This window comes from Streptomyces sp. NPDC006385 (assembly GCF_040612485.1).
In the GTDB taxonomy this organism is placed as follows: domain Bacteria; phylum Actinomycetota; class Actinomycetes; order Streptomycetales; family Streptomycetaceae; genus Streptomyces.
Map to the genome: position 1 here is coordinate 64593 of NZ_JBEXQG010000030.1, position 20100 is coordinate 84692.

At 71.3% G+C, this 20100-nt stretch carries 18 protein-coding genes; 12 read left to right on the forward strand and 6 right to left on the reverse strand.

Annotated elements, in window-relative coordinates:
• Nucleotides 1-41: 41 nt before the first annotated feature.
• Nucleotides 42-1280 carry a DegT/DnrJ/EryC1/StrS family aminotransferase gene (locus ABZ078_RS22995; RefSeq protein ID WP_356577886.1) on the forward strand — a complete coding sequence of 413 codons (1239 nt, stop codon included), beginning with the start codon at nucleotides 42-44 and terminating at the stop codon, nucleotides 1278-1280.
• A gap of 67 nt (nucleotides 1281-1347) precedes the next feature.
• Nucleotides 1348-3084, forward strand: a complete 1737-nt coding sequence (gene polX, locus ABZ078_RS23000; RefSeq protein WP_356577888.1) for a DNA polymerase/3'-5' exonuclease PolX — start codon at nucleotides 1348-1350, stop codon at nucleotides 3082-3084.
• Between the two features lie 12 nt (nucleotides 3085-3096).
• Here the strand turns inward: polX and ABZ078_RS23005 are convergent, their stop codons facing one another.
• Entirely contained in the window at nucleotides 3097-4290 is a 1194-nt protein-coding gene (locus ABZ078_RS23005; protein WP_356577890.1) for an acyl-CoA dehydrogenase family protein, read from the reverse strand.
• Between the two features lie 296 nt (nucleotides 4291-4586).
• Between ABZ078_RS23005 and ABZ078_RS23010 the strand changes: the two genes are divergently transcribed.
• From ABZ078_RS23010 to ABZ078_RS23045, 8 genes are all read left to right on the forward strand, one after another.
• The gene (locus ABZ078_RS23010) at nucleotides 4587-5702 is read left to right on the forward strand and encodes a Gfo/Idh/MocA family oxidoreductase (RefSeq protein ID WP_356577892.1); all 1116 of its coding nucleotides are present in this window, start codon (nucleotides 4587-4589) and stop codon (nucleotides 5700-5702) included.
• Entirely contained in the window at nucleotides 5699-6628 is a 930-nt protein-coding gene (locus tag ABZ078_RS23015; protein ID WP_356577894.1) for a PmoA family protein, read from the forward strand. Before ABZ078_RS23010 ends, ABZ078_RS23015 begins: the two co-directional genes overlap by 4 nt.
• Nucleotides 6622-7374 (forward strand): cupin, encoded by a 753-nt coding sequence (locus tag ABZ078_RS23020; protein WP_356577895.1) that lies wholly within the window; start codon nucleotides 6622-6624, stop codon nucleotides 7372-7374. The genes ABZ078_RS23015 and ABZ078_RS23020 overlap by 7 nt, the downstream gene beginning before the upstream one ends.
• A gap of 68 nt (nucleotides 7375-7442) precedes the next feature.
• Entirely contained in the window at nucleotides 7443-8726 is a 1284-nt protein-coding gene (locus ABZ078_RS23025) for an ABC transporter substrate-binding protein (protein ID WP_356577898.1), read from the forward strand.
• Nucleotides 8723-9670, forward strand: coding sequence for a sugar ABC transporter permease (locus tag ABZ078_RS23030; RefSeq protein ID WP_356577900.1), 948 nt, complete (start codon nucleotides 8723-8725; stop codon nucleotides 9668-9670). The genes ABZ078_RS23025 and ABZ078_RS23030 overlap by 4 nt, the downstream gene beginning before the upstream one ends.
• A complete protein-coding gene (locus tag ABZ078_RS23035; protein WP_356577902.1) occupies nucleotides 9667-10539 on the forward strand; it encodes a carbohydrate ABC transporter permease in 873 nt (290 codons plus the stop codon). The genes ABZ078_RS23030 and ABZ078_RS23035 overlap by 4 nt, the downstream gene beginning before the upstream one ends.
• A gap of 5 nt (nucleotides 10540-10544) precedes the next feature.
• Entirely contained in the window at nucleotides 10545-11144 is a 600-nt protein-coding gene (locus ABZ078_RS23040; RefSeq protein ID WP_356577904.1) for a hypothetical protein, read from the forward strand.
• Nucleotides 11145-11248: 104 nt separating this feature from the next.
• Entirely contained in the window at nucleotides 11249-11701 is a 453-nt protein-coding gene (locus ABZ078_RS23045) for a phospholipase (protein ID WP_356577906.1), read from the forward strand.
• 61 nt (nucleotides 11702-11762) lie between these two features.
• On the opposite strand, the gene ABZ078_RS23050 is transcribed toward ABZ078_RS23045, so the two are convergent.
• On the reverse strand, nucleotides 11763-14018 hold the full coding sequence (locus ABZ078_RS23050; RefSeq protein WP_356577907.1) for a heavy metal translocating P-type ATPase: 2256 nt from the start codon (nucleotides 14016-14018) through the stop codon (nucleotides 11763-11765).
• A 63-nt stretch (nucleotides 14019-14081) separates the two neighbouring features.
• Nucleotides 14082-14297, reverse strand: a complete 216-nt coding sequence (locus ABZ078_RS23055) for a heavy-metal-associated domain-containing protein (RefSeq protein ID WP_356577909.1) — start codon at nucleotides 14295-14297, stop codon at nucleotides 14082-14084.
• Between the two features lie 201 nt (nucleotides 14298-14498).
• On the opposite strand from ABZ078_RS23055, the gene ABZ078_RS23060 reads away from it, so the two are divergent.
• Nucleotides 14499-15461 carry a hypothetical protein gene (locus ABZ078_RS23060; RefSeq protein WP_356577911.1) on the forward strand — a complete coding sequence of 321 codons (963 nt, stop codon included), beginning with the start codon at nucleotides 14499-14501 and terminating at the stop codon, nucleotides 15459-15461.
• 37 nt (nucleotides 15462-15498) lie between these two features.
• Here the strand turns inward: ABZ078_RS23060 and ABZ078_RS23065 are convergent, their stop codons facing one another.
• The 3 genes from ABZ078_RS23065 to ABZ078_RS23075 form a co-directional block, all read right to left on the reverse strand.
• Nucleotides 15499-16116 carry an isochorismatase family protein gene (locus tag ABZ078_RS23065; RefSeq protein ID WP_356577912.1) on the reverse strand — a complete coding sequence of 206 codons (618 nt, stop codon included), beginning with the start codon at nucleotides 16114-16116 and terminating at the stop codon, nucleotides 15499-15501.
• Between the two features lie 117 nt (nucleotides 16117-16233).
• Nucleotides 16234-18069: a glycoside hydrolase family 15 protein gene (locus tag ABZ078_RS23070; RefSeq protein ID WP_356577914.1), complete on the reverse strand. Its 1836-nt coding sequence runs from the start codon at nucleotides 18067-18069 to the stop codon at nucleotides 16234-16236.
• Nucleotides 18070-18202: 133 nt separating this feature from the next.
• Nucleotides 18203-18982: a DeoR/GlpR family DNA-binding transcription regulator gene (locus ABZ078_RS23075; protein ID WP_356577916.1), complete on the reverse strand. Its 780-nt coding sequence runs from the start codon at nucleotides 18980-18982 to the stop codon at nucleotides 18203-18205.
• Between the two features lie 156 nt (nucleotides 18983-19138).
• Between ABZ078_RS23075 and ABZ078_RS23080 the strand changes: the two genes are divergently transcribed.
• The gene (locus ABZ078_RS23080) at nucleotides 19139-20020 is read left to right on the forward strand and encodes an SIS domain-containing protein (protein WP_356577918.1); all 882 of its coding nucleotides are present in this window, start codon (nucleotides 19139-19141) and stop codon (nucleotides 20018-20020) included.
• Nucleotides 20021-20100 lie beyond the last annotated feature (80 nt).

The following is a 20100-nucleotide window of genomic DNA, read 5'->3' on the forward strand; positions in this document are numbered from 1 at the left end:
GGGCGAACCCGTCTTCGTACCCTTCCAAGGAAGAGGTGACCATGCCGTACGGATCGCGGCTCGCCGCGATGATGACACGGCGCGTCGGACGCGAATGCGTCTACACGCCCTCCGCCCGGCTCGCCCTGTACCTGGCGCTGCGGCGCTGGTGCCGGCCGGGCGCACGGGTGCTGATGTCCCCGGTGAACGACGACGTGATCCTCTTCGTCGTCCTCGCGGCCGGACTGCGCCCCGTCCAAGCCCCGGTGTCCCGGTGGGACGGCAACATCGACCCGGCCGCCGTACCGGAGTCCACCTGGCGCAACGTCGACGCCGTCCTCACCACGAACCTGTACGGAATGCCGGACCGCGTCGTCGAACTGCGCCGCCGCTGCGACGCGTTGGGCATCCCCCTCATCGAGGACGCGGCCCACGCCATCGGCACGCATGTGGACGGGCAGCCGATCGGGACCTTCGGGACCGCGGCGGCGTTCAGCCTGTCCAAGCACGTGGCGGCGATGGCCGGCGGCTTCCTCGCCGTCGACGACGCGCGCACCCGGCGGGAACTGGAGCTGCTGCGCGACGACCTGCTGACACCCCGCCGCCTGCACGCCGACCTGGCCACCACGCTGCGCCCACTGGCGCGCTCCGCCGTACGCACGCTCCACCTGGTGCGTCCGGCGTGGCGCACCATGCAGCGCCTGAAACTGCTGGAGCGCGACGACTTCCGCATGGCCCTGCACGCGCCCCGCCTCGCCGGCAGCGCCCGGCAGGCACCGAGCCTGGCCGCGTACGAGCCCTGGGTCCGGGTCGACCTGCACGGCTTCCGCTCCCGCCACGGGGCCCTGGTGCGAGGGCAGTTGGAGCTGCGGATGGCCCTGCTCGACGGCGACCTCGCCCGGCGCAGGGCCGGTGTCTCCCTGCTGGCGGGCACCACCTGGGCCACCCCGGCGCTGCGCGACCGGACGGCCCACGACGGTCCGCCGTCCCTCTTCCGGGTACCGCTCCTGGTCGACGACCGCGACGCCCTCCTGGAACGCCTGGTGAACCACGGCGTGGTCGCGGGATACGTCTACGACCCGCCGCTCGACGACTACGCGGGCGCCGAGTTCGTCGAACCGTCCCCCGACCCCTTCGCGGCCCGCTGGTTCGCCGCCCACACCCTGCCGGCCGACCCCCTCCTGGCCCGCAGGATCGCAGGCGCCCTGACGAAGGAACGGGCGACGCCCGCACACCCTCCGCTGCCGACCACGCCCGTGTACGACGCCACCACCACGCCGCCCACGCCCCTGGGCCAGTAGCGGCCCGTCCCCCGCACACGCCACTGCGGACCGCGCCACCGAGCCGCACCTTGCCTACCCTGGAGGTGTGGCTCGGTCCAACGACGAGGTCGCCGCGCTGTTCCAGGAGTACGCGGATCTGATCTCGATCACCGGAGGAGACGCGTTCCGGACGCGTACCTACGAGAAGGCCGCCCGGGCGATCGGCGGCTATCACGCCGACGTGTCCACACTCGACGTCAAGGGGCTCCAGGAGATCCCCAGCGTCGGCAAGTCGACCGCCCAGAAGATCATCGAGTACTTCACCACCGGCCAGGTGTCCGCCGTCGAGGAGCTGCGCGCCAAGATCCCCGCCGGGGTCCGGCAGCTGACGGCGATCCCCACGCTCGGTCCGAAGAAGGCCCTGGTCATCTACGAGGAGCTGGGCATCTCCACGACCGAGGAACTGGCGGACGCCATCCACGAGGAGAGGCTGCGCGACCTCAAGGGCTTCGGCCCGAAGACGGAGGAGAACATCCTGCACGGCATCAGCCTGCTCCAGTCCTCCGGCGACCGGGTCCTGATCGACGTCGCCATGAGCCTCGCCGAGGACATCGTCGCCGAGATGTCGCAGGTCACGGGCTGCGAGCGGTGCTCCTACGCCGGGTCGCTGCGCCGGGTGCGCGAGACGATCGGCGACATCGACATCCTCGTGGCGGCGAAGAAGCCGGAGCCGCTCATGCGGGCCTTCACCGAGCTGCCGTACGTCGCGGAGGTCATCGCGCACGGCGAGAAGAAGACGTCGGTCCGTACCGGCAAGGGCCTCCAGGTCGACCTGCGGGTCGTGCCGCCGGACTCCTGGGGCGCGGCGATGCAGTACTTCACCGGTTCCAAGGCGCACAACATCCGCACCCGGGAGATGGCCGTCCACCAGAAGCTCAAGCTCTCCGAGTACGGCCTCTTCGACGCCGAGAGCGGCAAGAAGATCGTCTCCGAGACCGAGGAGGACGTGTACGGCCGGCTCGGCCTGCCCTGGATCCCGCCCACCCTGCGCGAGGACCGGGGCGAGATCGAGGCCGGGCTGCGCGGCGAGCTGCCCGAGCTGATCCAGGAGACGGACGTCCGGGGCGACCTGCACACCCACACCGACCTCACCGACGGGCTCGCCCCGCTGGAGGAGATGGTCGCCGCGGCCGCCGAGCGCGGCTACGCCTACTACGCGGTCACCGACCACGGGCCCGACATGGCCATGCAGCGCATGACCGACGAACGGATCCTGGCCCAGCGCGCACGCGTCCGCGAGCTCGACGGGGAGTACGGCAAGGGCGGCAAGCGGGGCGGCATGCGGGTGCTGCACGGCGCGGAGCTGAACATCGGCCCCGACGGCGACGTGGACTGGCCGGCGGAGTTCCTCGCCGGCTTCGACCTTTGCGTGGCCTCGGTCCACTCGCACTTCAACCAGGGGCGCGAGGCGATGACCCGGCGGATCGTCCGGGCCTGCGAGAACCCGCACGTCCACATCATCGGCCACCCCACCACCCGCATCATCGGCAAGCGCCCCGGCATCGACGCCGACCTCGACGCGGTCTTCGCCGCCTGCGCGCGCACCGGCACGGCCCTGGAGATCAACTCCCATCCGGACCGGCTGGACCTGCGCGACGAGGACATCCTGCGGGCCAGGCGGCACGGGGTGAAGTTCGCCGTCGACAGCGACGCCCACGCCGTCATCCACCTGGCCAACCTGCGCTACGGCGTGGGCACGGCACAGCGCGGCTGGCTCACCAAGGACGACGTGATCAACACCTGGCCGCTGACCCGGCTGCGGCGCTTCCTGGACAAGGGATGACCCCCGGCGGGGCTATAGGAAGGGCGTACCCGGGTCGAGCCCGGACAGGACCCGGCCGTAGATCTCCAGATTGGTGGCCGGATTCACGAACGAGTGAAGACTCAGCGCGTGCAGGTCGCGGACGGCCCGCTGGATGGGCACCTCCCGATGCAGGGACGACGCCCCGGACGCGGAGCCGAGCAGGTCGACGGCCTCCTTGCACAGCCGCGTCACATAGCCGCTCTGCGCCCGGATCCTGGCCCGCTCCTCGGGCGTGTACGGTTCGCCGGACTCGGCCCGCGACTCGATGAGGGCGACGAACTCGGCCGTGAGCAGCTCCGCGCAGGAGATCTTCATGGCCGCCTCGGCCGCCTGGAGATGGGTGACCGTCGCCTCGTTCTGGCGCTGGTGGAAGGTGTACGTGATGCCCCGCCGGTGACTGCGCTCGGTGAACTCCGCCAGCGCCGAGCGGGCGAGGCCGAGGGCGTTCGGCGCCGTCCACGCGCAGAACAGCAGCAGGACGGGCATCCGGTAGAACGGATCGTCCGCGTTGGCCTTCGACGGGAACGCACCGTCCAGCAGCGGTCCCACCGGCAGGACCCGATGAGCGGGCACGACGACATCCCGTGCCACGACACTGTTGCTGCCGCTTCCGGCCAGCCCCGAGACGTGCCAGTCGTCGAGGATCTCCAGCTCGGCCATCGGCACCGCGGTCCACAGCACCTCGGGCGGTTCCTCGCCGGACTCGGACTCGGACTCGGACTCGACGCGGACCGTCAGCAGGTGCCAGTCGGCGTCGTGGCAGCCGGTGGCGAAGGCCGACGTGCCGTTGACCACGTAGCCGCCGTCCGACCGTACGGCCGTCGCGTCCGGAATGAGGGTGCCGCCGACCTTCACGTCCGGGCTGGTGAAGATCTCGTCCTGCGCCTCGTCCGGGAACAGCGCCGCGATGTAGGAGCAGCCGGCCTGGATCAGCGTCTTGAACGCGGTCGAGCCGCACGCCGCGGCGATCTCGGCCACCGCGTCCACCTGAGTGCGCAGCCGGCTCTGGTAGCCGCCGTACCGCCGGGGGACGTTCAGCCGGTGGACCCCGGCGTCCGTCAGCGCCGCGGCGACCTCGGGCGCCACCCGCCGTTCCTGTTCGGTGCGCAGGGCGTGCTCGCGGATCAGCGGCCGCAGGGACCGTACGCGGGCGACCACATCTGCATCGGTACCGGCTGCTGCCATGGGCGACCTCCCGGGCGCGAGGAGTCATCACCGTGGCGCGGATCCCGCATGCTGTCAACGTCCCTTCCTCCAGCCGGAGTTGAAGCGCGCCGCAGCCCGGGCCGGTCGGTGATCTTCGTCCGTTTGAGCGGAGGGCGAGCAGGGCAGCGTGCGGACGGTGGGCGCAAGCCGTGCGGTCGGGCTTTGCCCATGTCGCCGCAGAGGGGTTGTCCTGACATTAGGTCCCTGCCTAGGGTCGCCCTCGAAGTGCAAGCGCTTTCTGAGCGGGCTGTTCGCCGCCGTCCGAGGAGAACCGCATGTCCCCAAGCCCCGCCCGCCGCCGGGTGGCCGTGATCGGCACCGGTGCGATCGTCAGCGGCAGCCATCTCCCCGCCCTGAGACACCACGCGGACCGGGTGGAGCTGGTCGCCGCCGTGGACGTGGACCCGGCCCGGCTGGCCGCCTTCCGGGAACTCGCGGGCGAGGGCGTCGCCGGGTACACCTCGACCGGCGAGATGCTGGACGCCGTGCGCCCCGACCTGGTCCTGATCGGCACGCCGCCGTCGCTGCACCGGGAGCAGACGGTCGCCGCGCTCAAGGCGGGCGCCTGGGTGCTGTGCGAGAAGCCGCTGTGCCTGTCGCTCGCCGAGTACGACGACATCGCGGCGGCCGAGGAGGCGTCCGGGGCGTACGCGTCGGTGATCTTCCAGCACCGCTACGGCTCGGGCGCCGTGCACGCCCGCGAGCTGATCGCGAGCGGTGAGCTGGGCGCCCCGCTGGTCGCGCACTGCCAGACGACCTGGCACCGCGACGCCGCGTACTACGCGGTGCCCTGGCGCGGGCGGTGGGCCACCGAGGGCGGCGGGCCGACCATGGGGCACGGCATCCACCAGTTCGACCTGCTGCTGCATCTGCTCGGCCCGTGGGCGGAGATGCGGGCCATGGCCGCCCGCCTGGTCCACGACACCGAGAGCGAGGACGTCTCCACCGCCCTCGTACGGTTCGAGAACGGCGCCCTCGCCACCGTCGTCAACAGCGTGCTGTCCCCGCACGAGGTGAGCCGTGTCCGCATCGACTGCGCCGACGCGACGGTCGAGCTCAGCCACCTGTACGGCCACCGCAACGACGACTGGGTCTACACCCCGGCTCCGCACGTCCCCTCCGAGCGGGCCACCGCCTGGCGGACCCTCGCGGCGGACCTGCCCAGCTCGCACACGGCGCAGCTCGGCGCGCTCCTCGACGCCTACGACAACGGTGTCCGGCCGCCCGGCAGCGGTCCGGACGCCCGGGCCACCCTGGACTTCGCCGCCGCCCTCTACAAGGCCGCGTTCACCGGCCGCCCGGTGCTCGCGGGCGAGATCCGGCCGGGCGACGCCTTCTACCCGGCCATGCACGGCGACCACCCCCACTGGGCCCCCAAGGAGCGCGCATGAGCAGCATCCGCGTCACCCACGCGCACGGCGACCACATCGCGGTCACGGCCGCGAACGGCACCGAGATCCTGCGCTACGTCTACCGCCCCGACCCGGAGCCGTTCGAGTCCCGCAAGCCCTACGCCCACCCCGTGCGCACCCTCTCCGGGCACACCGTAACCGGCTACCGGCCGAGCGACCACCGCTGGCACAAGGGCCTTCAGATGACGGCGAGCCATCTGTCCGGGCAGAACTTCTGGGGCGGCAACTGCTATGTGCACGGGCGGGGTTATCTGCCGCTGCCCGAGCGGGTCGGCTCGATGCGGCACGACGGCTTCGCCGACTTCACGGTCGAGGACGACCGGCTCGCCTTCACCGAGGAGCTGACCTGGGTGGAGAACGGCGGCGAGGAGTGGGCGCGTGAGGTGCGCGGGCTGACCGTCCACTCGGTGGACGAGGAGGCCGGCGCCTGGGCCCTGGACTGGTCGATCCGGCTCACCAACGTCCGTGCCGAGCCGCTGCGGTTCGGCTCCCCGACGACGGAGGGCCGGGAGATGGCCGGGTACACCGGCCTGCAGTGGCGCGGCCCGCGCGACTTCACCGGCGGCACCGTCTTCGCGCCCGGCACCGACACGGACACCGACAAGCTGATGGGCAGCCAGGGCCCGTGGCTCGCCTTCACCACCGAGCACGACGACGTCGACGGCCACTCCACGGTCGTCTTCGCGCACGCGCCCGAGAACCTGGACGAGGAGTCCGCGGTCCACGAGTCGCACTGGTTCGTGCGCTCCGAGCCGTTCCCGACGGTCGCGTTCTCCTGGGCGTTCTTCGAGGAGTTCGAGCTGCCGCCCGGCGAGTCCTTCGCCTACCGCTACCGGGTGGTCTTCGCCGACGGGGCCTGGGACCGGGAGCAGGTGGGCGCTCACCTGGAGGGGCTGCCGTGGTGAAACCGAACCTTCCGCATCCGCTGCCCGGCGCCGTCGGCCTGTCCCACCTGAGCGCCTACGACTGGGAGGCCGCCGACGGCGTCTGCGGCGGCAGCCCGCATCTGCACCTGGTGTGCACGGAGGCGTACGTCGTCACGGGCGGGCGGGGCGCGGTGCAGACGCTGAGCCCCGACGGCTACCGGGACATCCCCCTGGAGCCGGGCTCCGTCGCCTGGTTCACGCCGGGCACCGTGCACCGTATGGTCCAGGGCGGCGATCTGCGGATCACCGTGCTGATGCAGAACAGCGGCCTGCCCGAGGCGGGGGACGCCGTCTTCACCTTCCCGCCCGAGGTGCTCGCCGACCCCGAGCGGTACGCGGCGGCTGCGGCGATCCCGCCCGGCACGGGAGCGGAGACGGCGGCTGCCGCGCGCCGCCGCAGGGACCTCGCCGTCGAGGGCTACCTCGCCCTGCGCGAGGCGCTCGTTGCCGGTGACAGCGGCCCGTACCTCGAATTCCAGCGGGCCGCCGCCCGGCTCGTGCGCGCCAAGGTGCCGAACTGGCGGGAGTTGTGGCGGGCGGGGGCGCTGGCCACCGTCGAGCGCACGGGCGCCCAGCTCGACGCGCTGGAAGCGGGCGAACCGGCGTATCTCTCCGACGCGACCTCCTACGAGGCCGCGCCCACCCGGCTCGGCGGGTTCGGCATGTGCGGCCGCCGGGACGAGTACAACCTGCCCGGGACGACACTGCCGTACGGCGGCGAGTAACAGGCCAGGGGGGCGGGGGCCGAAGGGGGGCCAACAGAAAGACCGAGGAGAGGAGAGGTGACCTCGGCATGCCCGGACACAGGACAAAGGGGTTCTGCGCGTCGGCCGCCGCACTCGTGCTCTGCGCGGTGCTGGCCGGCTGCGGGGGATCCGGAGAGTCGGTCGGCGGCGGCAAGGTCGTGCTGCGCTACACGTGGTGGGGCAACCCCGACCGCGCGGAACGCACCGAGCGAGCCGTCGCCCTGTTCGAGAAACAGCACCCGAACATCCAGGTGCAGACGTCGTTCTCGGCCTACGAGGCATACAAGCAGAAACTCGCCACCCAGGCCGCGGGCGGCGACGCCCCCGACGTGATGCAGCTCGACTACCGCCAGATCGACCAGTACGCCTCCGGTGGCGTCCTGCTCGACCTTGCGCGGCACAAGGCCGTACTGCGCACTGACCGGATCGACCCGGGACTGCTCGCCACCGGCCGGCTGGACGGCACGCAGTACGCCGTCCCCCAGGGCCGCGGCACCGAGACCGTCGTCTACGACGTCAAGGTGTGGAAGGAATCCGGCGTGCCACTGCCGGGCAGGAGCTGGACCTGGAGCCAGTGGGCCGACGCCATGCGCGCCCTGGCCGAGAAGACCGGCAGGCCCGGCGCCACCGACCCCGGCCAGAGCGAGGACTGCTTCGAGGTGTGGCTGCGCGGTCAGGGCAAGTCCCTCTACACGAAGGACGGCCGGCTCGGCTTCACCGCCGACGACCTGACCCGCTGGTGGACCTTCACCGACGCACTCCGGCGCGCGGGCGTCGTCTCGCCCGCCGAGCAGACCACCCAGCTCGACGGCTCCGTGGAGAACACCCCGCTCGGGCGCGGCGAGGCCACGACCGACGCCAACTGGGACGCCCCGGCCAGCGGTTACCTCGCCCTCATACCGAGCGGCGTCGCGCTCGCGCCGATGCCGTCCGGGGAGGACGGGACGCCGGGCCAGTACTTCAAGCCGTCGATGTTCCTGGGCGTGGGGGCCGACACCGGCCATCCCGAGGAGGCGGCCCAGCTCGTCGACTTCCTCATCAACGACGAACAGGCCGCGAAGATCCTCGGCGCCACCCGCGGCATCCCCGTCAACGAGTCCGTACGCGAGGAGATCGAGCCGCGCCTGACGGGCTTCGACAAGACGATCGCCGACTACCAGGCGTCCCTGGAGGGCGCCCTCAAGGATCCGCCGCAGGCCCCGCCCTCGGGCGACAACGCCCTTCAGACCACCTTCCAGCGCGACTACGACCAGGTGTCGTACGAGCGCATGTCGCCCCGCGAGGCGGCCGAGAACTACGTCACCGAGGCGAAGGCGGAGCTGAGGTCATGACCACCACCACCGACGTCCCCGTGCCCGCCGCCGGGAAGGCGGGGGCCTCCACCGCCCCGAAGCGCCGCCCGAAGCGCGAACGCCAGGGCCCCGCATGGGTGTTCCTGTCCCCGTGGGTGCTCGGCGCGACCGTCCTGACCCTGCTGCCGATGGCCGTCTCGCTGTACCTGTCCTTCACCGACTACGACCTGTTCAACCCGCCGCGCTGGGTGGGCCTGCGCAACTACGTCCAGATGTTCACCGAGGACCCCCGCTACTGGCGCTCCGTGGTGACCACGCTGACGTACGTCGTCATCGCCGTGCCCCTGCAACTCGCGCTCGCCCTCGGCGTGGCGCTCGCGCTGAAGTCCATGAAGGGCGGCAAGGGCTTCTACCGGTCCGCCTTCTACGCCCCTTCGCTGCTGGGCGCCTCCATGTCCATCGCCCTGGTCTGGCGGGCGATCTTCAACGACGGCGGGACCGTGGACCATCTGCTCGGCACCGGCGGCTGGGTCAACAAGCCCGGCTGGGCGCTGCTGGCCGTGGCGCTGCTGACGGTGTGGCAGTTCGGGGCACCCATGGTCATCTTCCTCGCGGGCCTCCAGCAGATCCCGGGCGAGCTGTACGAGGCGGCGGCCGTGGACGGGGCGGGGAAGTGGCGGCAGTTCCTGTCCGTCACCGTGCCCATGCTGTCCCCGGTGCTGTTCTTCAACCTGGTGCTCCAGACCATCCAGGCCTTCCAGGTCTTCACGCCCGCCTTCGCGCTCAGCGCCGGCAAGGGCGGCCCCGCCGACTCCACCCTCGTCTACACCCTCTACCTCTACGACCGCGGCTTCGTCGCCTCCCACATGGGCTACGCCTCCGCCATGGCCTGGGTGCTGCTGATCGTCATCGGCGTCGTCACGGCGGTGCTGTTCCGCACCTCGCGCTCCTGGGTCTTCTACGCCTCCGAGGGGGACCGATGACCACCACCACGACAACGACTCCTGTCGCCCGCAAGCCTGTTGCCCGGAGCCGGATCGCCCTGCACGTCGGCTGTCTGGCCGCGCTGCTGGTCATGCTGTACCCGCTGGCCTGGCTGCTGGCCACCTCGCTCAAGCCCGCCGACGAGGTCATCGCCAGCCTCGACCTGCTGCCCGGTCACCTGGAGTGGGCCAACTACAGGACCGCGTTCGAGGGCGTCAACGACGTCTCCGTCTGGCGGCTGCTGACCAACTCGTTGCTCATCGCGGGCGGCGCGGTCCTCGGCAACGTCATCAGTTGCTCGCTCGCCGCCTACGCCTTCGCGCGCCTCAGGTTCCGCTTCCGCGGGCCGCTGTTCGCGTTCATGATCGCGACGATCATGCTGCCGCACCACGCGGTGCTGATCCCGCAGTACATCATCTTCAACCAGCTCGGCCTGGTGAACACCTACTGGCCGCTGATCCTGCCGAAGTTCCTCGCCACCGAGGCGTTCTTCGTCTTCCTCATCGTGCAGTTCATGCGCGGACTGCCGCGCGAGCTGGAGGAGGCGGCCCGCATCGACGGCTGCGGACCGTTCCGCAGCTTCTTCAAGGTCGTCCTTCCCCTCACCCGCCCCGCGCTGATCACCACGGCGATCTTCACCTTCATCTGGACCTGGAACGACTTCTTCACCCAGCTCATCTACCTCTTCGACCCGGACAAGTTCACGCTCACCCTCGCCCTGCGGTCGTTCGTGGACGCCTCCAGCACCTCGGCGTTCGGGCCGATGTTCGCGATGTCCGTGATCGCGTTGCTGCCGATCGTGCTGTTCTTCCTGGCCTTCCAGCGGCTCCTGGTGGAGGGCATGGCGAGCTCCGGACTCAAGGGGTGAGCGGCATGCGTGACACTTCCTCGCATGAGCCGGGCGAGGTCTTCGGGCCGCGGATGACGCTGTTCGCCGACATGCTGGGCGTCGGCCTCGCGACAGCCGTGGCGGGCCTGCCCCTGGTGACGATCCCGGCCGCGCTGTCGACCGCGTGCGCGGTGCTGCGGGGCGCGGGGGAGGGGCAACCGGCCACCGCGGGGCGGTACGTCGAGGTCCTACGGCGACGGCTGCGGGCCGGTGATCTCACGGCCGGCGTCGTCGCCCTCGCGGGCGCGCTGCTGTTCGCCGCCGATCTGGCGCTGGCCGGGGCCGGGCTGCCGGGGGCGCCGCTGTTCGCGGTGGTGGCCGGTGCGATCGGCGCGGCCGCCCTGGTCGTGGGTCTCAGGGCCTGCGCCCGCCCCGAGTCGCTCACCGACTGGCGGACCGCGCTGCGGGAGGCCGCCCGGGACTCCATACGGGACGTGGGCGGCAGCGGCCTCGTGCTGCTCGCGGTGACGACCGCCGTCCTGTGCGCCTGGATGCTGGTGCCGCTGCTGTTCCTCGCCCCGGGGCCGTTGGCCCTGGCGCTGACCGCCGTTCACATCCGGTGGACCGGCATGTCCAAGAGTTAAGGGCGTATTGGGGCACAGGCGGTGTGAAGGACTGTCGGCTCGTCGATCATCTTGTCATGAACCTGCGACTCGATGGGCGGGTCGCAGTCTCATGGAGGTGTGGAATGCACCGCAGGCTCGCCACCGCACTGACCGCCTCGACCCTGGCCCTCGTCACCGTCGCCGGCGCCGCGTCCGCCGCCGAGGCCGCCCCCGCCGACAAGCCCCAGGTCCTCGCCAGTTGGACCCAGACCAGCGCGTCCAGCCACAACGCCTGGGTCGCCGCCCGCGCCAACCGGTCCGCCTGGACCGCCTACGCCTTCGACTGGTCCACCGACTACTGCTCCTCCTCGCCCGACAACCCCTTCGGCTTCCCGTTCTCCACGTCCTGCGCCCGCCACGACTTCGGCTACCGCAACTACAAGGCGCTGGGCACCTTCAGCGCCAACAAGTCCCGCCTGGACAGCGCCTTCCACGAGGACCTCAAGCGCGTGTGCGCGGCCTACAGCGGTGCGACGAAGTCCGCCTGCACCAGCACGGCTTGGACCTACTACCAGGCCGTGAGGGCCTTCGGCTGATGTTTCCGTCGAACGACAGGAGGGCGCCGCACGCGCGGCGCCCTCCTCGCTTCGTGCGTACTCAGTCCGCGGCCCGGAACGACCGCAGCCGCAGGGAGTTGCCGACCACGAAGACCGACGAGAAGGCCATGGCCGCACCGGCGATCATCGGGTTGAGCAGTCCGGCCGCGGCGAGCGGCAGGGCGGCGACGTTGTAGGCGAAGGCCCAGAACAGGTTCGACCGGATGGTGCCGAGCGTCCGGCGGGAGAGCCGGATGGCGTCGGCGGCGGCACGCAGGTCGCCCCGCACCAGGGTGAGGTCGCCGGCCTCGATCGCGGCGTCCGTGCCGGTACCCATCGCCAGCCCCAGGTCGGCCTGGGCGAGGGCGGCCGCGTCGTTGACCCCGTCACCGACCATCGCGACCGAACGGCCCTCGCTCTGCAGCCGCTTGACGACGTCGGCCTTGTCCCGCGGCAGCACCTCGGCGACGACGTCCTCAGCTGCGATCCCGACCTCTCGGGCGACGGCCAGGGCGACGGCCTTGTTGTCGCCGGTCAGCAGCATCGGGGTGAGGCCGAGGCCGCGCAGCCGCTCGACGGCCTCCGAGCTGGTCTCCTTCACCGCGTCGGCGACCTCCAGCACGGCCCGCGCCTCACCGTCCCAGGCGACCACGATGGCGGTACGACCGGACTCCTCGGCCTCCGACTTGGCGCGCGCGAGGTCCTCAGGCAGTTCCACGGCCCACTCTTCGAGCAGCCGCTCCCGGCCCACGAGCACCGCGTGGCCGTCGACGACGCCCTGTACCCCGAGACCCGGCACGTTCGCGAAGTCCTCGGGCGTGGGCAGCGAACCCAGCTTCTCAAGCGCCCCGTCGGCCACGGCACGGGCGATCGGGTGCTCCGAGGAGTGCTCCAACGCGCCCGCGAGACGCAGGATCTCGGCCTCGTCGGCGCCAACGGCGGTGTGCACGGCCAGCAGGGTCATCCGGCCGGTGGTCACGGTACCGGTCTTGTCGAGGACGATCGTGTCGACCTCGCGCGTGGACTCCAGCACCTCCGGTCCCTTGATCAGGATCCCGAGCTGGGCGCCCCGCCCCGTGCCCACCATGAGCGCGGTCGGCGTGGCCAGCCCCAGGGCGCAGGGGCAGGCGATGATCAGTACGGCGACCGCGGCGGTGAAGGCGGCGGCCGGCCCGGCGCCGTTGCCGAGCCAGAAGCCGAGGGTGGCCAGGGCGAGGGCGATGACGACCGGCACGAAGACGGCGGAGATCCGGTCCGCGAGCCGCTGTGCCGTGGCCTTGCCGTTCTGCGCGTCCTCCACCAGCCTGGCCATCCGGGCGAGTCGGGTGTCGGCGCCCACCCGTGTGGCCTCGACGACCAGACGCCCGCCCGCGTTGATCGTGGCGCCGGTGACCGGATCGCCCGCGGCGACCTCGACCGGCACCGACTCGCCGGTGAGCATCGAGGCGTCCACCGCCGACGAGCCCTCGACGACGGTCCCGTCGGTGGCGATCTTCTCACCGGGCCGGACGAGGAAGCGGTCACCGACCTTCAACTCCGTGACCGGGAGGGCCACTTCGGAGCCGTCCGCGCGCAGGACGGTGACGTCCTTGGCCCCCAGCTCCAGCAGCGCCTTCAGCGCCGCGCCCGCCTTGCGCTTGGAACGGGCCTCGAAGTAGCGGCCCGCCAGGATGAAGGCGGTGACGCCGGCGGCCGCCTCCAGGTAGATGTTGCCGGCGCCGTCGCTGCGGGCGATCGTCAGCTCGAAGGGGTGCGTCATGCCGGGCTCGCCGGCGCTGCCGAGGAACAGCGCCCACAGGGACCACAGGAACGCGGCCGACGTACCGACCGAGATCAGGGTGTCCATGGTCGCCGCGCCGTGCCGCAGGTTGGTGAACGCCGCCCTGTGGAAGGGCCATGCGGCATACGTCACGATGGGCGCCGCCAGGGTGAGCGACAGCCACTGCCAGTACTCGAACTGCAGGGCGGGGACCATGGCCATCGCGATGACGGGGACGGCCAACGTCACGGCCGTGACCAACCGCTCGCGCAGCGGCCGTAGTTCATCGTGCTCGTCGGTGCTTTCGGGCGTGTCCCGCACGGGCGGCGCCGGCTCCTGTGCGGTGTACCCGGTCGCCTCGACGGTGGCGATCAGGTCCTGGACGCAGACGTCACCGCCGTAGCTGACCTTCGCCTTCTCGGTGGCGTAGTTGACGGTGGCGGTCACGCCGTCCATGCGGTTCAGCTTCTTCTCGATGCGCGCCGCGCACGAGGCGCAGGTCATGCCGCCGATGGCGAGTTCTACCTCGGTGGTGGGGTGGGACGCGGTGGTGGTCATCGCTGCTCCTCGGTCATCGCTGCTCCTCGTGCGGGTGCGGTGGGCTCCGACGGATCGGGTGGGTCAGGCCGCGCGGCCGGTCAGCTCGTAGCCGGCTTCGTCGACGACCTCGGCGATCCGGGAGTCGTCGGGCTCGGTGGCGCTGATGACGGTGACCAGTCCGGTCGCGAGATCGACGCCGACCTCGGTGACTCCGTCCAGCTCGCCGATGACCTTGGTGAGCGTGGCCTTGCAGTGGCCGCAGCTCATACCGGAGACGGCGTACGTGGTGGTGGACATGGGTTCCTCCCGAGAAGTGCGGTCGAGGCCGGCCGAGGTCGACCCCCCATACGGGGTGGGGGTATCCTTGCCGGTCGATGTCCTGTATACCCCCTGGGGGTAGGCAAGGCAAGTCGTGATCAGGGTTGACTTGATACCCCCTAGGGGTATGCTGAGCTGCATAGAGGGCTCAAATCGAGGACTGACCAGCAGGAGACCGTCATGCATGCCGGACTGAAGATCACCGCGTTCGCCGCCGCTCTGGCCGCGACCTTCGGCACCGCCTACGGCGTGGGACAGGGCATAGGCCCCGTCGTCGAGGACCCCGCGCCGGCCCGCCACGACAGCCACAGCGAGGCGTCACCGACACCGGCACCGGAGGGAGGCGGCGGTCACGGCGGGCACGAGACGGAGCCGGCCGGCGGGCTGCAGATCTCGGAGGGCGGCTACACCCTCGACCTGCGGACCCCGAGCGTCACGGCCGGACAGCGCTCCGACCTCAGCTTCGTCATCCGCGACAGCGGCGGGCGGGCCGTCACCGCCTACCAGCGCGAGCACGAGAAGGAACTCCACCTGATCGTGGCCTCACGCGACCTGGTCACCTACCGCCATCTGCACCCCACCCACGCCGCCGACGGCACCTGGAGCACCCCCGTCGAACTGCCCCGCGCCGGCGGTTACCGCGTCTTCGCCGACTTCACCCCGGCGAAGAAGGGTGCCGAGAACCTCACCCTCGGCGCCGACCTGGCGGCTTCGGGCCGGTATGAGCCGCAGAAGCTGCCCGCGCCGAACACCACGGCGAAGGTCCAGGGCTACGAGGTTCGCCTGGACGGCGGCCTGCGCCCCGGCAAGGCGAGCGAACTGAAGCTGAACGTCTCGCGGAACGGCCGCCCCGTGACCGATCTCCAGCCGTACCTGGGCGCGTACGGCCACCTCGTGGCCCTGCGCTCCGGCGACCTCGCCTACCTCCATGTCCACCCCAACGGCGAACCCGGCGACGGCGCCACGAAGCCCGGCCCGCAGATCTCGTTCACCGCCACGGCGCCGAGCGGCGGCGCGTACCGCCTGTTCCTCGACTTCAAGCACGACGGGAAGGTGTACACCGCGGCGTTCACGGTCCGGGCGGGCGGGGCGGCGCCCGCGCAGGAGTCCGGGCATGAGGAGACGCCGGGACACGGGCACTGAGGGCACCGAGGGCACTGAAGGCACTGAGGTGCCGCGCCTAGACCGCTTCCGCCGTCGACGCGGCAGGGGTGAAGATCTCCACGACACCTTCCGTGGAGGTCACCGCCCCGCAGGTGTCCGCCACCCATTCGAGCGCGAACTCATGGCCTCCGGCGGAGTGATCGGCGACGGCGTCGGCGACGACGAAGGGCTCCAGGTCCTGTGCCCAGGCGTCCGCGGCCGTCATCATGACGCCGACCCGCGCGACCAGCCCCGCTATCACGACCTGATCCCGCTTCAGGTCGCGCAGCCGGCTGTCCAGCCTGGTGCGGGCGAACGCGCTGTGCTTGCGGGCGGTGAGCACGGCGTCCCCGATGCGCGGTTCGACCTCCTCGGCGAACGCCTCGCCGCCCCCGTCGGCCGGGGCGCCGGGCTGCCGTACGTGCAGCGCGGCTCCGCGTTCCCTGACGGGCACCGAGTGGATGACGGGGACGCCCGCGGCACGGGCGGCACTCATCAACCGGCAGGTGTTGGTGAGGAGTTGGTGGATCGGGGCGCCCTCCTGGTCCAGTGCGCGCACGAAGCGCCTCTGTAAGTTGAGGACCACCAGCGCCGCTCGGACCGGGTCGAGGGTCCACCCCGTCGTGTCGTCGGGCAGCATGGCGGGGGTTGGCATGAGGTACGGGAAGATCGAGCCAGGCGTCATCAGGGGTGCCCTTCGGGTCATGGAGAGAACCCCTGTTAGGTTAGCCTCGCCTAACTTCGATGTCTCGTCGGTAATTCCCCGAGCCTCTCACCCCAGGGCACGGTCCAGGTTGAAGGCCGCACTGATCAGGGCGAGATGGGTGAACGCCTGCGGGAAGTTGCCCTGTTGCTCACCGGTGTGGCTGATCTCCTCGGCGTACAGGCCCAGGTGGTTGGCGTACGTCAGCATCTTCTCGAAGGCGAGCCGGGCCTCGTCGATCCGGCCGGCGCGGACCATCGCCTCGACGTACCAGAACGAGCAGATCGAGAACGTGCCCTCGTCGCCGCGCAGTCCGTCGGGGCTCGCCTGCGGGTCGTAGCGGTAGACCAGCGAGTCGGACACCAGGTCCTGGGTGAGGGCGTCGAGGGTGGACAGCCACTTGGGGTCGGTCGGCGCGATGAACTTGGTCAGCGGCATCATCAGCACGGCGGCGTCGAGCACGTCGCCGTCCTCGTGCTGGACGAAGGCCTGCCGCTTCTCGGACCAGCCGCGCTTCATGATCCGGCGGTAGATCGTGTCCCGGCACTCCCGCCAGCGCTCCAGATCGGCGGGCAGACCGCGCCGGTTGGCCATGCGGATGGCCCGCTCGATCGCCACCCAGCACATCAGCCGCGAGTACAGGAAGTTCTTGCGTCCGCCGCGGGTCTCCCAGATGCCCTCGTCGGGCCGGTCCCAGTTCTCGCACACCCAGTCCACCAGTGCGCACACGTCGTCCCACTGGTCGCTGGAGACGGGCTGTGCCCACTTGTCGTAGAGGTAGACCGAGTCGATCAGCGCGCCGTAGATGTCGAGTTGGAGCTGGTCGGCGGCGGCGTTGCCGACGCGCACCGGGGCGGAACCGAGGTGCCCCTCCAGGTGGTCCAGCCGGCGCTCGGGCAGATCGGTGCGGCCGTCGATGCCGTACATGATCTGCAGCGGGCCCGACGGCTTGCCGTCGCCCGGTGTGATGTGCCGGGTCACGAAGTCCATGAAGGCCTCGGCCTCGCCGGTGAAGCCGAGCCGCAGCAGCGCGTACACGCAGAAGGCGGCGTCACGCACCCACACGTACCGGTAGTCCCAGTTGCGCTCGCCGCCGAGTTGCTCGGGCAGGCTCGTCGTCGGCGCGGCCACGATGGCGCCGGTGGGCGCGTAGGTGAGCAGTTTGAGGGTGAGGGCGGAGCGGTGCACCATCTCCCGCCAGCGGCCCCGGTACCGGGACGCGGACAGCCAGTGCCGCCAGTACGCCACCGTGCTGTTGAACTGCTCCTCCGCCTCCGTCCGTGCGCACCGGCGTGGGGTCACGTCCCCGCCGACCTGGTCCAGCGCGAACACCGCCGACTCGCCCTCGGCGAGCTTGAACTCGGCCCGCGTGTCCGGGCCGTCGACCTCCAACGGCACGGTCGCGGTCAGTCCGAGCGACAGCTTCTCGGACTCGAAGACGGCGACGTCACCGACCAGACGCACGGTGTGCGGCCGGGTGCCGTAGTCGAAGCGCGGCGCGACCCGGGTCCGGAAGGGGATCGACCCGCGTACGCACACCACGCGCCGGATCAGCCGGTGTCGCTCGGCCTCGACCGAGTCACCGTCGACCGGCATGAAGTCCTGCACCTCGCCGACGCCGTCCTCGGTGAAGAACCGGGTGATCAGGACGTTGGTGTCGGGGAAGTAGAACTGCTTGGTCCGCGCCGGAACCGCCGCCGCCAGCTCGAAGCACCCGCCCTTCTCCGCGTCCAGGATCGCCGCGAAGACGCTGGGCGCGTCGAAGGCCGGGCAGCAGTACCAGTCGATCGTGCCGTCCGTCCCGACCAGGGCCACGCTGCGCAGATCGCCGATCAGCCCGTGCTCGGCGATCGGCAGATAACGGGAGGCCGCCGGTACGTCCTGGTCGCTCGGTGCCCTGCCCATCGCAGCCTCCTCACCCCACCACGCGCCTCGCTCCCAGCCTAGGGGGAATCGGGCGGGAGGGTGCCGGGATCGGGGGCTGGTCTGGGGGCGGGAGCCGGAGCCGGTGGGGCCCAGACCTGGTATTGGTCAGCGCTCAGACCGTGATGACCCGCAGCCCCGCCTCCTCGAAGCGCCGTACCGTCTCCGGCGTGGCCGTCGTGTCCGTGACCAGGGTGTCCACCGCGTCGGCCGCGCAGATCCGGGCGAACGCCCGTTGGCCCAGCTTGCTGGAGTCCGCGGCCACGACCACCCGCTCGGCGCGCTCGCACAGCAGCCGGTTGATCGCCGCCTCCGCCTCGTCGTGCGCGGCGGCGCCGTGCGTGACGTCGAACGCGACGACGCCGAGCACCGCCACGTCGATCGTGATCTGGGCCAGCACCCCGTCCGCGAGCGGTCCGATGAGCTCGTACGACTGGGGGCGCGCGACCCCACCCGTGACCACGATCTTGAACTGGGGCCGCACGGCGAGCTCATTGGCGATGTTGAGCGCGTTCGTGACGACGGTCAGCGCGGGCGAGCCGGACGTCAGGTCCCCGCGCACGGCCAGGGCACGCGCCACCTCGGTGGTCGTCGTACCGCCCGTCAGTCCCACCGCCTCGCCGGGCGCGATGAGGTCGGCCACGGCCTTGGCGATGCGCTGCTTCTCGGAGGCACGCCGGGCCGTCTTGTAGCGCAGCGGCAGTTCGTACGACACCCCGTGCACGACCGCGCCACCCCGGGTGCGGACCAGCATCTGCTGCTCGGCGAGCTGGTCGAAGTCGCGGCGGATCGTGGCGGCCGACACCTCCAGCTCCGCGGCCGCCTCCTCTACGTCCAGCCGGCCCCGCTCGACGAGCAGCTCCAGCAGCGCCTTCCAGCGGGCGTCGCGCGACATCCGGCCTCCGTTCCTCGATCTCCCCGCGACCTTAGCGCACCCCTCTCGGCCGAATTGCTTGATTCTGCTCGAAAGCGAGCGATATCTTGCAGGAGCAATCATCCAGCTGGATGGATCATCATCACAGGCTCTCTCGGAAGCCGGGACGGTGGCGGCATGACCCATGTCGAGGACGAGCTCAGCAGCCAGCCCGAGTGCTGGACACGCGCCGCGGCGGAGGCGGCCGGCCTCGGTGGGGCGCTGCCGGCGCCGGGCGAGCGGGTCGCGGTCGTCGGCTGCGGGACGTCGTACTTCATGGCACAGGCGTTCGCCGCGCTGCGCGAGGGATCCGGCCAGGGGGAGACGGACGCCTTCGCCGCGTCGGAGTTCCCGCTCGGGCGGACGTACGACCGTGTCGTCGCCCTCACCCGCTCCGGCACCACCACCGAAGTGCTCGATCTACTGGGGCGGTCGAAGGGGCGCACACGCACCACGGCGATCACCGCCGACCCGGACACGCCCGTCATGACGGCCGCCGACGAGGTCGTCGTCCTCGATTACGCGGACGAACGGTCCGTCGTGCAGACCCGGTTCGCCACCACCGCCCTCACCCTGCTCCGCGCTCACCTCGGCCTGCACACCGACGCCGCCGTGGCCGACGCCCGTAGCGCGCTCGCGACCGACCTGCCCGAAGGGCTCGTGGACTGCACGCAGTTCACCTTCCTCGGCCGCGGCTGGACCGTGGGTCTGGCCAACGAGGCGGGGCTGAAGATGCGGGAGGCGTCGCTGTCCTGGACCGAGGCCTACCCGGCGATGGAGTACCGGCACGGCCCGATCAGCATCACCACGCGCGGAACCGCGACCTGGATGTTCGGTGAGGCGCCCGAGGGGCTCGCCGAACAGGTGCGCGCCACCGGCGGGTTGTGGATCGAGGGCCGCCTCGACTCCCTCGCCGAACTGGTCCGCGCCCAGCGGCTGGCGGTCGCCGTCGCGGCGGCCCGTGGCCTGGACCCGGACAACCCGCGCCACCTCACCCGCTCGGTGATCCTCACCCCATGACGAGTCCCTGAAACCGAGTCCCACCTGACTGAGTCCCCTGACGGAGCCTCTGTCAGAGCCTCTGTCAGAGCCTCTGACAG

What these genes read in the sequence shown, in the direction of transcription:
- ABZ078_RS22995 (WP_356577886.1), top strand. Translation starts at nt 42, where the DNA reads ATGCCGTACGGATCGCGGCTCGCCGCGATGATGACACGGCGCGTCGGA.
- ABZ078_RS23005 (WP_356577890.1), bottom strand. Translation starts at nt 4,290, where the DNA reads ATGGCAGCAGCCGGTACCGATGCAGATGTGGTCGCCCGCGTACGGTCC.
- ABZ078_RS23010 (WP_356577892.1), top strand. Translation starts at nt 4,587, where the DNA reads ATGTCCCCAAGCCCCGCCCGCCGCCGGGTGGCCGTGATCGGCACCGGT.
- ABZ078_RS23015 (WP_356577894.1), top strand. Translation starts at nt 5,699, where the DNA reads ATGAGCAGCATCCGCGTCACCCACGCGCACGGCGACCACATCGCGGTC.
- ABZ078_RS23025 (WP_356577898.1), top strand. Translation starts at nt 7,443, where the DNA reads ATGCCCGGACACAGGACAAAGGGGTTCTGCGCGTCGGCCGCCGCACTC.
- ABZ078_RS23030 (WP_356577900.1), top strand. Translation starts at nt 8,723, where the DNA reads ATGACCACCACCACCGACGTCCCCGTGCCCGCCGCCGGGAAGGCGGGG.
- ABZ078_RS23035 (WP_356577902.1), top strand. Translation starts at nt 9,667, where the DNA reads ATGACCACCACCACGACAACGACTCCTGTCGCCCGCAAGCCTGTTGCC.
- ABZ078_RS23040 (WP_356577904.1), top strand. Translation starts at nt 10,545, where the DNA reads ATGCGTGACACTTCCTCGCATGAGCCGGGCGAGGTCTTCGGGCCGCGG.
- ABZ078_RS23045 (WP_356577906.1), top strand. Translation starts at nt 11,249, where the DNA reads ATGCACCGCAGGCTCGCCACCGCACTGACCGCCTCGACCCTGGCCCTC.
- ABZ078_RS23050 (WP_356577907.1), bottom strand. Translation starts at nt 14,018, where the DNA reads ATGACCACCACCGCGTCCCACCCCACCACCGAGGTAGAACTCGCCATC.
- ABZ078_RS23055 (WP_356577909.1), bottom strand. Translation starts at nt 14,297, where the DNA reads ATGTCCACCACCACGTACGCCGTCTCCGGTATGAGCTGCGGCCACTGC.
- ABZ078_RS23060 (WP_356577911.1), top strand. Translation starts at nt 14,499, where the DNA reads ATGCATGCCGGACTGAAGATCACCGCGTTCGCCGCCGCTCTGGCCGCG.
- ABZ078_RS23065 (WP_356577912.1), bottom strand. Translation starts at nt 16,116, where the DNA reads ATGCCAACCCCCGCCATGCTGCCCGACGACACGACGGGGTGGACCCTC.
- ABZ078_RS23070 (WP_356577914.1), bottom strand. Translation starts at nt 18,069, where the DNA reads ATGGGCAGGGCACCGAGCGACCAGGACGTACCGGCGGCCTCCCGTTAT.
- ABZ078_RS23075 (WP_356577916.1), bottom strand. Translation starts at nt 18,982, where the DNA reads ATGTCGCGCGACGCCCGCTGGAAGGCGCTGCTGGAGCTGCTCGTCGAG.
- ABZ078_RS23080 (WP_356577918.1), top strand. Translation starts at nt 19,139, where the DNA reads ATGACCCATGTCGAGGACGAGCTCAGCAGCCAGCCCGAGTGCTGGACA.